This is a genomic window from Pseudomonas saliphila (assembly GCF_008638345.1).
Taxonomy (GTDB): Bacteria; Pseudomonadota; Gammaproteobacteria; order Pseudomonadales; family Pseudomonadaceae; genus Halopseudomonas; species Halopseudomonas saliphila.
This window is the reverse complement of record NZ_VTVA01000011.1, coordinates 99,088-114,037: the sequence shown is the minus strand read 5'-3', so window position 1 is coordinate 114,037 and position 14,950 is coordinate 99,088. Positions and strand designations below refer to the sequence as shown.

The 14,950-nt window shown below is 59.0% G+C and carries 13 protein-coding genes; 6 read left to right on the top strand and 7 right to left on the bottom strand.

Annotated elements, in window-relative coordinates; translation table 11 throughout:
* Nucleotides 1-643: 643 nt before the first annotated feature.
* The 6 genes from FHK95_RS13220 to FHK95_RS13195 all read left to right on the top strand — a co-directional run bounded on the left by FHK95_RS13220 (nucleotide 644) and on the right by FHK95_RS13195 (nucleotide 7,806).
* On the top strand, nucleotides 644-2,023 hold the full coding sequence (locus tag FHK95_RS13220) for a polynucleotide adenylyltransferase PcnB (protein ID WP_150305101.1): 1,380 nt from the start codon (nucleotides 644-646) through the stop codon (nucleotides 2,021-2,023).
* A gap of 3 nt (nucleotides 2,024-2,026) precedes the next feature.
* The gene (gene folK / locus FHK95_RS13215; protein ID WP_150305100.1) at nucleotides 2,027-2,533 is read left to right on the top strand and encodes a 2-amino-4-hydroxy-6-hydroxymethyldihydropteridine diphosphokinase; all 507 of its coding nucleotides are present in this window, start codon (nucleotides 2,027-2,029) and stop codon (nucleotides 2,531-2,533) included.
* 153 nt (nucleotides 2,534-2,686) lie between these two features.
* Nucleotides 2,687-3,481, top strand: coding sequence for a 3-methyl-2-oxobutanoate hydroxymethyltransferase (panB, locus tag FHK95_RS13210; RefSeq protein WP_150305099.1), 795 nt, complete (start codon nucleotides 2,687-2,689; stop codon nucleotides 3,479-3,481).
* Nucleotides 3,482-3,485: 4 nt separating this feature from the next.
* The gene (gene panC, locus FHK95_RS13205) at nucleotides 3,486-4,337 is read left to right on the top strand and encodes a pantoate--beta-alanine ligase (protein WP_150305098.1); all 852 of its coding nucleotides are present in this window, start codon (nucleotides 3,486-3,488) and stop codon (nucleotides 4,335-4,337) included.
* Between the two features lie 256 nt (nucleotides 4,338-4,593).
* Entirely contained in the window at nucleotides 4,594-6,537 is a 1,944-nt protein-coding gene (acs, locus tag FHK95_RS13200) for an acetate--CoA ligase (protein ID WP_150305097.1), read from the top strand.
* A gap of 87 nt (nucleotides 6,538-6,624) precedes the next feature.
* On the top strand, nucleotides 6,625-7,806 hold the full coding sequence (locus FHK95_RS13195) for an acetyl-CoA C-acetyltransferase (RefSeq protein ID WP_150305096.1): 1,182 nt from the start codon (nucleotides 6,625-6,627) through the stop codon (nucleotides 7,804-7,806).
* Nucleotides 7,807-7,863: 57 nt separating this feature from the next.
* On the opposite strand, the gene FHK95_RS13190 is transcribed toward FHK95_RS13195, so the two are convergent.
* The 7 genes from FHK95_RS13190 to FHK95_RS13160 form a co-directional block, all read right to left on the bottom strand.
* A complete protein-coding gene (locus FHK95_RS13190; RefSeq protein WP_150305095.1) occupies nucleotides 7,864-8,268 on the bottom strand; it encodes a DUF2784 domain-containing protein in 405 nt (134 codons plus the stop codon).
* A gap of 17 nt (nucleotides 8,269-8,285) precedes the next feature.
* A complete protein-coding gene (locus FHK95_RS13185) occupies nucleotides 8,286-8,696 on the bottom strand; it encodes a lysozyme inhibitor LprI family protein (RefSeq protein ID WP_150305094.1) in 411 nt (136 codons plus the stop codon).
* A 153-nt stretch (nucleotides 8,697-8,849) separates the two neighbouring features.
* Nucleotides 8,850-9,221 (bottom strand): DUF1622 domain-containing protein, encoded by a 372-nt coding sequence (locus FHK95_RS13180; protein WP_150305093.1) that lies wholly within the window; start codon nucleotides 9,219-9,221, stop codon nucleotides 8,850-8,852.
* A 32-nt stretch (nucleotides 9,222-9,253) separates the two neighbouring features.
* Nucleotides 9,254-11,737 carry an NAD-dependent epimerase/dehydratase family protein gene (locus tag FHK95_RS13175; RefSeq protein WP_150305092.1) on the bottom strand — a complete coding sequence of 828 codons (2,484 nt, stop codon included), beginning with the start codon at nucleotides 11,735-11,737 and terminating at the stop codon, nucleotides 9,254-9,256.
* Nucleotides 11,738-11,858: 121 nt separating this feature from the next.
* Nucleotides 11,859-12,773, bottom strand: a complete 915-nt coding sequence (locus FHK95_RS13170) for a methyltransferase (RefSeq protein WP_235906783.1) — start codon at nucleotides 12,771-12,773, stop codon at nucleotides 11,859-11,861.
* 98 nt (nucleotides 12,774-12,871) lie between these two features.
* Nucleotides 12,872-14,302, bottom strand: a complete 1,431-nt coding sequence (locus tag FHK95_RS13165; protein WP_150305090.1) for an iron-containing redox enzyme family protein — start codon at nucleotides 14,300-14,302, stop codon at nucleotides 12,872-12,874.
* A gap of 128 nt (nucleotides 14,303-14,430) precedes the next feature.
* A complete protein-coding gene (locus tag FHK95_RS13160; protein ID WP_150305089.1) occupies nucleotides 14,431-14,940 on the bottom strand; it encodes a DUF421 domain-containing protein in 510 nt (169 codons plus the stop codon).
* Between the last annotated feature and the right edge of the window lie 10 nt (nucleotides 14,941-14,950).

Here is a 14,950-nt window from a genome sequence, read left to right as displayed (position 1 = left end):
TCTCCCCAAATACCTAACCTATTGATATACAGAGTATTTTAAAAAGTGGCACGGCTAATGCTTTATATCCAGTACAACAACAATAAAAACCAACGACACATAACAAAAACAATATTTGCTCTCACCACAACAAAAACAAAACGTGCGGGCGTAGCAAACTGATTTTTTTGGAGAGTGGGAACTCTTTTAGCGAACAGGATGTTCGATTGGATTCGAGAATAATAAAAGTTGCCTAAGCAACCTGCCGTTCCAATGCCGAAGAGGCCCGAGCCGCACACCTAAGCTTCCAAAGCAATCCGTTTGGTTTAGGACAACCCGGGATGGGTAATCCATAAGGCGACCTAGTCGCCTGGACCTAAGAAAAACAATAGCTCGATTCAAACAAAAATAAAAAAACTACCATTAGGGGGAGTGAATACTCCCCTTGAGCTTTATCTCCCTTCCTTACAATTCCTTCGGCTTCACGCTAGAATACCTCTCTATCAAGAACAGGCAACACTGCCACCGTTTTGTCCGGATCGCTCTTGCTGGTGCAATCACGCCAGTCGCCGTCGGCAAAGGGTTCAAGTTTGCCAATGTAACTCACATTCTTTTCCTTAGCCCTAGCCCTGGACGGGAATATGCCGGTGGAACGCCTGCCCCTATGATTCGAAAGCTGCTGCAAAAAATCCCCTACCCCTTTGGCCGGCCTGCTCGGCGGCGTACGACGCCTGCAATCATCCCCTCCAGCCAGCACAATCTGAGCCGGGAGCGCATGAACAGGAACGCCGTAACGGTTGTGGATCGTTTGCAGCAGGCCGGGTACGAGGCATTCGCCGTAGGCGGCTGCGTACGCGATCTCCTGATAGGCATGGAGCCCAAAGATTTCGACGTGGCAACCAGCGCCACCCCCGAGCAGGTGCGCGCGACCTTTCGCAACTCGCGCCTGATCGGTCGCCGGTTCAAACTGGCGCACGTGCATTTCGGCCGCGAAATCATCGAAGTCGCCACCTTTCGTTCCAACCATGGCGAAGAATCCACCGATGGCGAAGTGCAGAGCGACGAGCATTCTCGCCAGAGTGAAACGGGCCGACTGCTGCGCGACAATGTGTACGGTACGCTCGAGCAGGATGCGCAGCGCCGCGACTTCACCATCAACTCCCTTTACTACGATGTGCGCACCGGCAATATCCATGACTTCGCCAATGGCCTGCGGGACATTCGCAACGGCGAGATCCGCCTGATTGGCGATCCGGTTCAACGCTACCATGAAGACCCCGTGCGGATGCTGCGGGCGGTGCGCTTTGCCGCCAAGCTGGATTTTGAAATTGAACCACACAGCGCAGCCCCACTGGTTGAGATGTCCGAGCTGCTGCATGACATCCCCGCGGCGCGCCTGTTTGATGAATGTCTCAAGCTATTGATGAGCGGCCAGGGCGAACAGACCTTTGAGCTTCTGCACCATCACGATCTGTTTGCACCGCTGTTTCCGGACACCGATGAAGCAATCGAAGACAACCCGGACTATACCCTCAAGCTGATTCGACATGCCCTGCGCAATACGGATGACCGCATCCGCGAAGGCCGGCCGGTAACCCCGGCGTTCCTGTTTGCTGCCCTGCTCTGGCCTGCCTTGCCTAACCGGATCAAAGCGCTGGAAGATAGCGGTATACCCAGTATTCCAGCCCATCAACAAGCGGCGCATGAGCTGCTGTTTGAGCAATGCCGTCACACTGCGATCCCCAAGCGGTTCAGCGTACCCATGCGGGAGATATGGGACATGCAGCCGCGACTGGAAAGACGTTCCGGTCGCCGCGCTGACCAGATGCTGGAACACCCACGGTTTCGTGCGGCCTATGACTTTCTGCTGCTGAGGGAAGCTGCAGGCGAGCAGACCGACGGGCTCGGAGAGTGGTGGACACGGTATCAGAGTGCAACCGAAGACCAGCGACGCAGCATGGTTCGCGCGGTCGGCGACAAGGCATCAGGTCCCAAGCGCCCACGTAGCCGCCGCAAACGCAAACCCCGCGCCCAGGCTGACTGAGCAATGCCCGAACGGTGTTTTATTGGGCTCGGCAGCAATCAGGCCGATCCCGCTGCACAGATTGAGCAAGCCTGCGACGCCATCGGTCAACTGCCCGGCGTGTCACTGCGCGCGCGCTCCTCGCTGTATTCGAGTGCCCCCCTGGGACCCCAGGATCAGCCCTCCTATATCAACGCCGTGGTGATGCTCGACACCGAGTTGGAGGCAGAGGCTTTGCTGGACCAATTACAAGCCATCGAATGTCAGCAGGGACGGACACGCAAGGCCGAACGCTGGGGTCCACGCACACTGGATCTTGATATATTGCTGTTCGGTAACCAGGTGATCGATACGCCACGCCTGCAGGTTCCGCACTACCATATGCATGCCAGACCCTTCGTGCTCTACCCTCTCGCTGAGCTGAATGCGGAACTGGTCATGCCCAATGGCTCGCCCCTACGGGATTTGCTGCAAGCCTGCCCGGCCACGGGTATCGACACCATCGCCGACAGTGCTCGGACCTATTGCTGATGAACCAGGACGGTTTGCCCCAGCGGCACGGCTATACTTGCCAGAATGGCCAGGACAGGGACCCCTCCCGTGAGTACGCGGGTCGTCGGGAACGAACCATGGATATTAACTGCGGATATAATCGCCCACCAATCCTCATCACTGGGATCAACCATGCCTGACGTAACTCTGACGACGCTCAACAAGCTCAAGCGGAATGGCGAAAAGATCGTCTGTCTGACTGCCTACGACGCGACCTTCGCTCATATGGAAAGCCAGGCCGGCGTAGAGGTCATATTGATCGGCGATTCATTGGGTATGGTGCTGCAGGGGCACGACAGTACCCTGCCGGTGACCACCGACGATATGGCCTACCACACACAGTGCGTCAAGCGCGGCAACAAGGGCGCGCTGATCATGGCTGACCTGTCGTTCATGACCTATGCCACCCTGGACCAGGCGCTGACCAACAGCGCCAGGCTGATGCAGGCTGGCGCGCATATGGTCAAGATCGAAGGCGGCAGCTGGCTCGCCGAGTCAGTGACCACGCTGGTGCGCAACGGCATACCGGTCTGCGTGCATCTGGGCCTGACACCCCAGACCGTCAACGTGCTCGGCGGGTACAAGGTTCAGGGTCGCGAGGAGGCACAGGCCAAGGCGCTGCTGGCGGACTGCAAAGCACTTGAAACGGCAGGCGCCAGCATGCTGTTGCTCGAATGTGTACCCAGCACTCTGGCTGCGGAAATTACCCGCGCGGCGAATGTCCCGGTCATCGGCATTGGCGCGGGCAGCGAGACCGACGGCCAGGTTCTGGTGGTCCACGATATGCTTGGATTGTCACTCAGCGGGCGTATGCCGCGCTTCGTGAAGAATTTCATGACCGGGCAGCCGGATATCCAGTCAGCGGTCCGCGCGTATGTCGAAGCGGTCAAGGCCGTCGAATTCCCCGCCGCCGAACACGAGTTCTGAATAAATGAATACCGTACATACTATTGCTCAGCTGCGTGCTGCGGTCGCCCGCGCACGCCAGGAAGGCAAACGGATCGGCATGGTGCCGACTATGGGCAACCTGCACGACGGGCATCTTGCGCTGGTGCAGAAAGCGCTGCAAAGCACGGATTACGTTGTCGTAAGCATCTTCGTCAACCCGCTGCAATTTGGGCCGAACGAAGATCTCGACAGCTACCCGCGCACCCTGGCAGCGGACCAGAGCAAGCTGCTCGACGTCGGTGCCAACCTGGTATTTGCCCCGAGCGCGAAGGAGATGTATCCCGACGGCATGGAAGGCCATACGCGCATCAGCGTCCCGCTGGTGTCCGAGGACCTGTGTGGCGCCAGCCGTCCCGGTCACTTCGAGGGTGTCGCCACGGTGGTGAGCAAACTGCTTAATATGACCCAGCCGGACCTGGCCATTTTCGGCAAGAAGGATTACCAGCAGTTGGCGGTCATCCGCAAGATGGCCCAGGATCTGTGCATGCCGGTGCAGATCATGGGCGAGACCATCGTCCGCGACCCTGACGGGCTGGCGCTTTCATCGCGTAACGGGTTTCTCACCGCTGCCGAACGCCAGCTTGCTCCCCGCCTCTATCAGGCTCTGCAGCAGGTCGCCGCTCAGATACAGGGCGGACGCCGTGACTATGAGACGGTGCTTAACGAAGCGCGCCAGCAGCTGTCAGAAGCGGGCATACGGCCTGACTATCTGGAATTGCGCGATCCAGTCAGTCTCCGTCCGGTGACTGAGGAAAGCCAACAACTGATCGTGCTGGTTGCAGCGTTCGTGGGCACCACCCGCCTGATCGATAATCTCAGCTTTGAATTGAACTAGGTTTCACGGCTGCCGGCGTCGTCCGGCGGCTTCGTCTGCCCTGAACTACACTGGCATCAACTCCAGGCCCCGCCTGCGTATACCCTGCAACCGCCCGCTAGCGGTCCGCATGTCTGCTGTTGTCTCCTTCGTATCAGACCAAAGAAGGATTGAAGCAGCCTCTATTATCGGCAAGTCTTGGGGCATAGGGTTCTGTTGCGTGAGACTTCGCGGTCCTGACAGAACGCGCGCCATTAATAACAATAGAGGACTATCCATGTACAAGATCGAGAATCACAAGATATCCGATGCTGCCCGCGTCAATACGCATGCCGACGAAGCCACCTATAATCGTCTCTACAAGCAATCCATTGAGCAGCCGGACGAGTTCTGGGCCGAGCAGGCCAAGCGCTTCCTCGATTGGGACCAGCCCTGGTCCAAAGTACATGAAAGCGATATGAACAAAGGCGAAGCAGCCTGGTTTATCGGCGGCAAGCTCAATGTCAGCACTAACTGCATCGACCGGCACTTGGCGACACGCGCGGATCAGGTAGCCATCATCTGGGAGGGTGACGACCCCGCCGATTCCAAAAACATCACCTATCGCGAGCTGCATGAGCAGGTGTCCCGGCTGGGCAATGTCCTCAGGGCGCGTGGCGTCAAGAAAGGCGACCGCGTATGCCTGTACATGCCGATGATTCCGGAAGCGGCTTTTGCCATGCTGGCCTGCGCCCGGATTGGTGCTGTGCATTCGGTCGTATTCGGTGGATTTTCCCCCGACGCAGTGCGCGATCGCATCCTGAATGCCGATTGCCGCGCGGTCATCACCGCCGATGAAAGCGTCCGCGCTGGCAAGCGTGTCCCATTGAAGCGAAATGTGGATAAGGCGCTGACTGAGTGCCCCGATGTCCATACCGTGATCACCGTGCAACGCACTGGCGGCGACATTGAATGGAACGAGTCGCGCGACATCTGGTACCACGAGGCATGCGCCGGCGTTAGCCCTGAGTGTGCACCGGAGCCGATGGACAGCGAGGATCCGCTCTTCATTCTCTACACCTCAGGCTCAACCGGCCAGCCCAAGGGCGTACTGCATACCACCGGCGGCTACCTGCTGAGCTCGGCGATGACCCACCATTACGTATTCGATTATCACCAGGGCGAGGTCTACTGGTGTACGGCGGATGTCGGATGGGTCACGGGCCACTCCTATATCGTCTACGGCCCGCTGTGCAATGGCGCCACTACGCTGATGTACGAAGGCGTGCCGACCTACCCGGATGCGTCACGCTGCTGGGAAATCATCGACAAGCACAAGGTTAATATTTTCTATACCGCGCCCACCGCTATCCGCGCACTGATGTCCAAGGGTGACGAATACGTCAGCAAAACATCCCGCGCCAGCCTGCGCTTGCTGGGCAGCGTTGGCGAGCCTATCAACCCCGAGGCCTGGGAATGGTACTACCATGTTGTCGGCGATATGCGCTGCCCGATCGTGGATACCTGGTGGCAGACCGAAACGGGCTCAATCATGATTTCGCCATTACCCGGTGCCACGGATCTGAAGCCCGGCTCGGCTACGCGCCCATTCTTCGGCGTCGAACCCGCACTCATGGACCCCGAAGGTAACGAGCTAAGCGGTCCAGCGAGCGGCAATCTGGTCATCAAGCGGTCCTGGCCGAGCCAGATCCGCACTGTATACGGTGACCATCAGCGACTGATAGACACCTACTTCAGCACCTACAAAGGGGTGTACTTTACTGGCGATGGCGCCCGCCGTGACGAAGATGGCTATTACTGGATCACTGGCCGGGTAGATGACGTCCTCAACGTATCAGGCCATCGCATTGGCACCGCCGAAGTGGAAAGCGCGCTGGTATTGCACGATGCAATCGCCGAAGCGGCGGTAATCGGGTGCCCGCACGACATCAAGGGTCAGTGTATCTATGCCTATATCACGCCCATGCACGGGGTCACCCCCAGTGCCGAGCTGGTGGAGGAAATCCGCGCCTTTGTCGCCGAGCAGGTAGGCTCCTTCGCCAAACCGGATTTCGTGCAGTGGGCCCCCGGCCTGCCGAAAACCCGTTCGGGCAAGATCATGCGGCGCGTGCTGCGCAAGATCGCCTCCGACGAGCTTGATACCCTGGGCGACACTTCCACACTGGCGGATCCTTCAGTGGTAGACGATCTGATCAAGAACCGTCAAAACAAGCCGTCTTGATCCCTCCTTCGGGGTGACCCACAGTTGCCCTAAATGACTGTGAGCGCTACTCTGGTCCTTTTCAGAACGGGACCAGAGGAGTCGTTCATGCAAGACGTCGTAATTGTTGCCGCCACCCGCACCGCCATAGGTACGTTTGGCGGCCAGTTTGCAAGCGTTCCGGCCCACGAACTGGGGGCCACGGTCATTCGGGCGCTACTGGAGCAATCCGGGATCGACCCAGCCAGTGTGGACGAAGTCATCCTCGGGCAGGTACTGACTGCTGGCTGCGGCCAGAACCCCTCCAGACAGGCGGCCATCCACGCCGGGCTGCCCCACGCTGTACCCGCTTTGAATCTGAACAAGGTCTGCGGCTCGGGTCTCAAGGCACTCCATCTGGGCGCGCAGGCTATTCGCTGCGGCGACGCCGAGGTGATTATTGCCGGTGGCCAGGAGTCCATGAGCCTGTCACCCCACGTCTTACCCAACTCACGCACCGGCCAACGCATGGGCCATGGCAAACTGATCGACACCATGATCAACGATGGACTGTGGGACGCCTTCAACGACTATCACATGGGCATCACCGCCGAGAATCTGGTGGATAAATACCAGATTACCCGCGAGGAGCAGGATGCCTTCGCTGCAGCGTCCCAGCAAAAGGCTGTCGCCGCCCAGCAGGCCGGCCGTTTCGACAAGGAAATCACCCCCGTCAGCATCCCCCAGCGCAAGGGCGAACCCGTGCTGGTAACCCGGGATGAGCAGCCACGCCCCGGAACCACCGCTGAATCGCTCGGCGCGCTGCGTCCGGCCTTCAAGCCTGGCGGCTCAGTCACCGCCGGCAACGCGTCCGGTCTGAACGACGGCGCTGCCGCCGTATTGATGATGAGCGCCGCCAAGGCCAAGGAGCTGGGATTGCCGGTGCTGGCACGGGTCGCAGCCTATGCCAATGCAGGCGTCGATCCAGCAATCATGGGCATTGGCCCGGTGTCCGCGACTCAGCGCTGCTTGAGCAAAGCCGGTTGGACTATCCAGGACCTGGACCTGATTGAAGCCAACGAGGCTTTCGCAGCCCAGGCGCTAGCGGTCAGCCGCGAACTGAAATGGGATATGGACAAGGTCAACGTCAACGGCGGTGCCATCGCTCTGGGGCACCCTATCGGTGCCTCCGGGTGTCGGGTACTGGTCACCCTGCTGCATGAAATGCTGAACCGGGATGCCAAAAAAGGCCTCGCCACACTCTGTATCGGTGGCGGCCAGGGCGTAGCACTGGCCCTGGAACGGGACTGAGATAAAGTGAAGTAAGGGTAGGCGCCAGCGCAACGCTGGCGCAGCTCCGGCACCGTTTCAACGCCATTTGAAATGCGGCGGATACCACCAGAAGGTTGCCAACACCAGCAGTCCGAACAGCGTGTAGAGCATCATGAATACCCAATCCGGCGCGTTGTAGTACAAAAGGTTTTGCAGCCAGTACTCGATGAATCCGCTCTGATAGCCTGCAGTGCCCGCTCGTTGACGCAACCAGGACTCCAGCGTGGTCAGCGGACAGACGACGCCCAGCCAGGCTTCTGCCACTACCACCAGAATGGTGCTCAGATGGGCCAGCCTGAACCAGAGGTTGTTGACCCAAGCCCAGTGACGCAGATTCCCCAGAATAATGATCACCAGACCCAGCACGACGAAGGCGACCAACATCACATGCATGGTGAGCACGATGTCGGCCAATGTCTGATACAGATTCCAGCCGTTCATAAGCGGATCCTGGTTACTTACAGGTCCAGCGATGGCTCCGGTAACACGGGCTCATCATCCGAACTGGCGAGGTAAACCTCCCAGATGTCATGTGTGCGGCGCCGGGTGTGGTCAAGCAGGCAGGTACCCAACATTGCGCCGCGGACCGTACCCTCATTCCAGAGATCGTAAACCGCCAGGCAGTGGCTATCGCGATACCGCACCCAGGCGCCCTGCGCCGCTTCCATTGTCACCACCGCATCCACGCGCTCGGCGTGCAACGTACGGCTCGCCTCCAGATAGCGATTGAGCTCATCTTCGGCCTTCTCCACCTCTGCGTGGATGCACTTGTTCAAGGCCGCGGTATCTTCGGCATCCTCGCAGAGCCCGTCTGCCAGAGCGGTGCCCGGCAGCAGCAGGAACACGCCTGCCAGCCAATGTTTGTTCATCAGAATTCCTCGGATCTATAGGGTAGGGTCTGCCGATATGCGCACGATTGAAACCCTCAACAGACTCTCAGGACGGTATTACACCGCACCCTATCTGTGGGAGCAACGCAGGCTGGCGGGTCGCTTATGTAAAGCAGCAATGATTCACAGCGATCAGGAGGATTCCGTCTCTTTCTTGGGGTTCATCTGCCAGGGCCACTTGCCGGTCAGCTCCACTTCCAGCGTGAAACTCAGGAATGACCGCACCAGCACAATCACAATCAAGACTCCTACGTTCTCGAATGAGAGATCCACCGCGACGGTCAGCATAATATCGGCCGCTATCAAAAACTCCAGACCGAGAAGTATTCCCCGGCCCAGTCGCTGACGCACCTCGCGGAAAATGGTCTCGGTTTCATGGCGATGATAAACCATGTGCACCATGGCGATGACTATCGAGTAAAAGGCCGCGCCTGCGATGATCGCGAGTCCAATACCGCCGACTGCGACGGCGGCGAGATCAGCGATGGGTCTGAGCACTTCCATTGAGCAGTTCTCCAGTCAAGAGGGTTTGGCCGCTAGATCAACAACCGGTCCCAGTTGCCATACCGACAAAACACCGGCCCGCGGCGCAGACTCAGCAGTATCACCGCCGTGCCGCAGCCAATGCTGGCCAGCAGCGAAGGGAACCCGGCGTCATACACCAGGGGCGTGACAAACAGCGCCGCACCCAGCGGTATCAGCAGGTAGCGCAGCGGACGCGCCGACTCGGCGATGGCAATACCGGTCACCGTGATGATCAACGCGCCTAACAAGTGGTCCCAATTAGCCAGGCTGCCCTCATTGCCGAGGGTAAGCCGGGTCAGCATCAACAGCAGACCAATCAGCAGGCACAGTGCCAGATTCCACGGCAGACTGACGCCAGTGCCCAGCACCTCCTGCACAATCACACCAGGACCGCGGCGAAAATTGTCTTCCGGTGCGGCATCCGAGCCCTCGTCGGTGTCGCCAGTAAAGAATATTTTCAGTAGCGGCGCACCCGCTCGTTGCCGGCGCCGAAGAAATTGTCCGGTCGCGACCAGTTCATTGAAGGCATAAGCGATTTGCAGCAACATGGCCGCGGCGCCTATCAGGCACAGCGTGCACCAGGTGCCGATCAAAATAGGCTGAATGATTACAAAGGTGATCGACACCACGCCCAGCGGTACGATCAGCAGCCCAAAGCTCGCCACCACCCAGGGCATGGTGCGCCAGCGCTGCGTCGAGCCTATCAGCCCGAGGAGGATCTCCAGCGCATAAACCATACCGCCCAACCCGGCGTCAGGCACTGGCCAGGCCTCGGAAACCTCTGAGGTTATAATCTCCTCGGTACCGTTCAGCCGTGTGCCAGCGCCAGCGCCAGCAAAAAAAGGATCCCACACCGTGTCGATGTGACCCAGCTGATAGGCCGCTAGGTAGCGCGACATGAGCAAGCCAAACAACGCCAGGCCGATGATAGGCAGACGCTGAAACCAGCTGGACGGATTGTTATCCCAACCGGGTGGTTGGGTCGGCCCGCTCATGACAGCCACCGGTGAAACGCCTGGCATAGGCCGAGCGGCGGCCGCCAGGCCGATCACCAGTATCCCCACCAGCGTGCTGTTGAGATAGGCCGCTGCGCTGGTAGTCCAGAACACTAACGGTGCCAGCAGCAGCCATACCCCTGCCCCTGCACAAACGAAACGCGCCCAGCGCTGCCGGAGCGACAGCGAAATCCCGCCGAACAGCAACAGCACCATCCCAGTGCCAATATCGCTGTAGCCCATCGCACTAGGGAAATAACCCAGAGTCGCCGGCGAGCTGATCAGCCAGGCCCCGAGCGCCATATTGACAAAATGGGCCCAGAGAAACTGATAGTGCTCACGTTCCTGCTGGCGCTGATAGCACGTCAGCATCTTATCCGGGTGTTGGCCCTTTTCCGCGGCCTCAGCCAGCCAGTCTGGCGGGGTGATGCCATTGGCCTGATACCAGCCGAGAGGGTCTTTCTTTAGGTTGCCGACCAGCTTCTCCAGCTCGTCGTACAGATTATGCCTGGGCTCCCAGCCCAGCAGCTGGCGGGCGAGCGCCGTATCCAGTTGGTAATGATCCGATGACATGTCGATCATGAACGGGCGTATGAAAGGTTTCTCTCCCTTGTCAAAGTCATCCGGCACCATCGGCTCGGCATGCTCCTGAGCCCAGGCGCCCACCTTGGCGACGGGCTTGGGTACGGCCATGGTCTGCCACTTTTCCGCCCCGTGGATCAGCTCTCCGAGACGATTCTGCAGGGCCTGGTAACTCTCGCTGCGCTCTTCGCCAATCAGCATCACGTTATCCGGCGGCAGCGCGTTGCGCCTATCGATGGTCCGGCGAAACGCGTCGATCATGTCCTCTTGATGGATAAAGGCCTGCCCCGCATCAGGGTTACCGGCGTAAAGATGGCTCTTGACGGTTTCTTCGTAAATGCGCGCGATCTGGTGCGCCAGGGTCGGCACGCAGCTGATCTCGTTGTACAACCCCGCCAGGCGCAGCAGCGTGTAGGGCATAGCGCCGGCCTGCTCACGAATCACTGCTTCAGTCTCAGCCTTCGATTGCGGATAGGCCCAACTTGGCTCGTCGGGGGATTGCTCGTTGATTGTCTGCCCCGGCACGCCTGGCTTATACACCAGCATGGTGCTCGAGTAGATGAACCGCTCCACCCGATAATCCTGCAGGGCGGTCAGCAGGTTACGAGTGCCCTCTACATTCACCTTGCGATACAGCGGCGAATCGTCACCGGTAAAGTCGAAGTAGGCCGCCAGATGGACGACTGCGGCGATCTCGCTGCCATGCTCTGCAGCCATATTACGCAGAGCCTGCTGTACCGAGTCGAGGGATGTGAGGTCGAATTCGTAACTGAAGTCCGCCTCTTCGGAAAGACGCCGATCCAGCGAAACGATGCGGTAGTGACGCTTCAACGCCCGGACCAGAGCGGTGCCGATATTGCCGGAACCACCCGTTATGACCACGAGAGGCTTGCGCTTAGCCGTGTGGATTTCCGTCATGGTGTTGAAATCCTTCCAGAGAAGAAATTTCAGCCTGCGCTCCGACGGTTATGCCGCAGGACAGACAACCCTAACCTCGTGACTCGCGCGCCAGAATAAAGTTGCACTGTACTGATAGAGCTTAACGATTCAGGGTAAGCACCAGACCGACCGCAGCTATGCGCTCCACTTCGGCGTAGGCCGGCTTCAGCAATTCCTCGCCGAACACGTCGGGATCGAGTTCCTCGTAGTGCCAATCACATGGCTGATTCGTCAGCCGTTGCTGTAACCCTTCGAGAAAGACGTCACGCCCCGCCACTATCGCAACGCCGGTATACAGCACCAGACTTCCGCCGGGGGCCAGGCGCTCCAGTGCCGTGTTGACGATCTGCTCGGACAGTCCTGCCCCCAACTTACCCCCACCATGGCGGTAGGCCCGTTCCTGGGAGTCCATCATGTACGGCGGATTGGCGATGATCAGATCAAAAGTGCCATCCACATCAGCCAGCAAATTACTCTGAGCTGTATGGATATTACTCAGACCCGCCAATTCGCTGTTGAGCGCAGCCAGGCGCAGAGCCTGCGGATTGATATCCAGCGCCAGCACGTGCGCCGCCGGGCAAGCGCCGGCTACCAGCATCGCACCCGCACCGGAGCCACAGCCGATATCCACCGCGCAGCGCACCGAGCCCGCGTTATCACTAAGGTGGGACTGGATAAGCCGGGCGAAACGATAGGTATCAGGCCCGAAAAATACCGCGTCCGCCGAGTCGGTCGGATAGGCCGAGTGGGCACACAGCAGATCGCCCAGACTGGACCAGCGCACGCGGCTACGCCACAACTCTCCTTTGCGCATTAGGACACCGGCCTGCTGCATCAACCGAAACGTTTCGATGCTGACCTGATCCTCTCGGAATGCCCTACTCCAACCGAAAATATCTCTCAGATCGCGTACCGGCCGTGCGGCCATTCGCTTCAGATAATGCTGGTGCGTATCCGGCGTCACGGCAACAAACCGATAATCCGCTGCTCGCAGATAGCGGCCGAGCGCCAACATGCCCTGTTTCGTATCCTCAGCCTCAACAGCCGGAGCGCTATCGGCTACTGTGGCCAGCGACAGTTCCGAAGTCATTGCGAAAATCCTTGCTGGTTAGATCAGCCAAGGGCAGCGGTAAAAAGACGGGTGGCCAGCAGCCCCGCTGCACTGCTGTGCGATGCGGGCGCCATCAGCTCGGCCAGCCGCTGCATGCGTGCCTGCGTGGGTAGTTCACGCAATGTGCGCTGCAACTCGACCAGCTCCTGATCCAGATCGCCGGCCTTGTGCGCCTGAACAGACGGCACATCGTTGCTCACTGCCCGACGCCGCGCGCGCGGCCGGAATGCAGTGGCTCGCCCGCCCGCGGTCGCTGTGGACCCGGCATTGCCAAACCAGTCGCCGGCGATCCAGTCACGTAGCAGCTGTTTTTCAAAGCCGGTGAACACGCCGAACATTTGCGCATCCGGGCCATCGATCAACTGCCAAAATCGGCTATTGCGGGGGTCTTCGTGGCGTTTGATCCAGCCGCGCTCCTCGAGCGCCTGCAAAAAATCCGGAATGTTGCCAGGGCGCGACAACCATTCATTCACAGTCCGTCCACCGATTCGGCAAAAGTCCGAATGCATCTGTTGGCCGAATGCCCGCTTACGCTCGAACATGTCGACCAAATCCGACTCCAGATCAAAGGCTTCGATCACGTCGAGGGTGCCGATGCCCAGATCATTCAAGCGGTAGCCGTTAGCGACCCGCTTGAGAAAGGCCCGCTTGTCACCAACCCCCGGCATGGTATCCAGCACCGACTGTACCGCCTTGCGCGCATGTCCGGTTGCTGCGTTATCGATCGTTACATGCAGAGTGAAATAATAGGGATCGATGTCCAGCTCATTCAGTTCGAAAGCGGTAATCAGCAGGTGCAAAGGCAACTGTTCATAGCCGAGATTGTAACCAATCAGTTCGGGCATGAATTCCTCAGCATGATAGCCCAGCGCAAGTTGCACTGCCCCTTGCAGATAGTGCTCATCACTGAACTCGGGCAACGTTTCGCAGCCCTCTTCAGCCAGTAGCCGCTGATACAGCACGACGTGATTCTGCGCGGGGATGCCATCGCCGAGCTCCTCCAGATAGGTCCGGATGAGCCCGTAAAAGCGTCTATCGTTCCACTTATCCAGAACGCCATAAAGCCACGAGCCATCGACCAGCTTGGTGGGCGCGACCCGTTGTAAAAATGCCAGCGCATGCGATTTGCAACTGAAATACCGTCTGGGTTGGCCAGCCTTGCGGCTGTCCAGATAGGCTGCGTACCGATCACCGGTCGCTATTGCCTGGTGTTCCATCCAGCCGAGTATGGCCTCAGGCCGCAAGGGCAGATCACAGGGCAAACCAGCCGCCTGCTGCAGCTGGTCTTCCAGATATTGGCGCGACAGGCTAAGGCTGCCAGCTGACCCGGGCTGATCCATCAGGGCGTCATAGACAAGTCTGGCTCGGCGGTTACTGACTGTTTCGGTCTGGCTCGGTGTGGCGGTTCTGTGAAGCATATCGGGCGTCAACATCTGCACTCCTGACTCAGGCAATGCCTTCAGCGGTAGCCACTGGTGGCGATCATTGTCTATATAGGAACCTGCAGGGCTTCGAAAATTCCGTCGCACCCCGCTGCTGCGCCAAGCGGTCAATCCTGTGGCTAGACTCCGCGCACATCTTTCAATGTCGACCTGGTTGGCGCCTCGGCTTGCCCGATCACATCGAAGCTACCATCGGTTTCCAGAATCACTGCGCCGACCTTGCCCAGATCCGCATAACCGCTAGCCCGCGCCACGGCCAGAATCTCGTTCTCGGTCACCCGCTCACGACGCAGCGCATCCTCCAGCATCTGCCCGTTGTGATACAGCAATCTCGGTTCGGATTTGACGAAGCGCCGCACCATGGCGGAGCGCACAGACAATGCGGTGATGATGAATTGCGCAAAAATCAGCAGGCCGAAGGCAAGAATACCTTCCAGCAGCGGCACATCCTTGGACAGCAGCACGGTCGCCAGAGTCGAACCCAGGGCAACAGTGACGACCAGATCAAAGGCGTTAAGCTTGGACAACGTGCGTTTGCCGGATACACGCAGCAACACAACCAGCGCGATATAGGCCAATGTGCCAACCACGAGCACACGCCCCAGCCCTTCCCAGCTTTCAAAAAACATCAGATCTCCT

What these genes read in the sequence shown, in the direction of transcription:
- FHK95_RS13160 (WP_150305089.1), bottom strand. Translation starts at nt 14,940, where the DNA reads ATGTTTTTTGAAAGCTGGGAAGGGCTGGGGCGTGTGCTCGTGGTTGGC.
- folK (WP_150305100.1), top strand. Translation starts at nt 2,027, where the DNA reads ATGCCCGAACGGTGTTTTATTGGGCTCGGCAGCAATCAGGCCGATCCC.
- FHK95_RS13195 (WP_150305096.1), top strand. Translation starts at nt 6,625, where the DNA reads ATGCAAGACGTCGTAATTGTTGCCGCCACCCGCACCGCCATAGGTACG.
- FHK95_RS13170 (WP_235906783.1), bottom strand. Translation starts at nt 12,773, where the DNA reads ATGTTGGCGCTCGGCCGCTATCTGCGAGCAGCGGATTATCGGTTTGTT.
- panC (WP_150305098.1), top strand. Translation starts at nt 3,486, where the DNA reads ATGAATACCGTACATACTATTGCTCAGCTGCGTGCTGCGGTCGCCCGC.
- FHK95_RS13185 (WP_150305094.1), bottom strand. Translation starts at nt 8,696, where the DNA reads ATGAACAAACATTGGCTGGCAGGCGTGTTCCTGCTGCTGCCGGGCACC.
- FHK95_RS13220 (WP_150305101.1), top strand. Translation starts at nt 644, where the DNA reads ATGATTCGAAAGCTGCTGCAAAAAATCCCCTACCCCTTTGGCCGGCCT.
- acs (WP_150305097.1), top strand. Translation starts at nt 4,594, where the DNA reads ATGTACAAGATCGAGAATCACAAGATATCCGATGCTGCCCGCGTCAAT.
- FHK95_RS13180 (WP_150305093.1), bottom strand. Translation starts at nt 9,221, where the DNA reads ATGGAAGTGCTCAGACCCATCGCTGATCTCGCCGCCGTCGCAGTCGGC.
- FHK95_RS13175 (WP_150305092.1), bottom strand. Translation starts at nt 11,737, where the DNA reads ATGACGGAAATCCACACGGCTAAGCGCAAGCCTCTCGTGGTCATAACG.
- panB (WP_150305099.1), top strand. Translation starts at nt 2,687, where the DNA reads ATGCCTGACGTAACTCTGACGACGCTCAACAAGCTCAAGCGGAATGGC.
- FHK95_RS13190 (WP_150305095.1), bottom strand. Translation starts at nt 8,268, where the DNA reads ATGAACGGCTGGAATCTGTATCAGACATTGGCCGACATCGTGCTCACC.
- FHK95_RS13165 (WP_150305090.1), bottom strand. Translation starts at nt 14,302, where the DNA reads ATGTTGACGCCCGATATGCTTCACAGAACCGCCACACCGAGCCAGACC.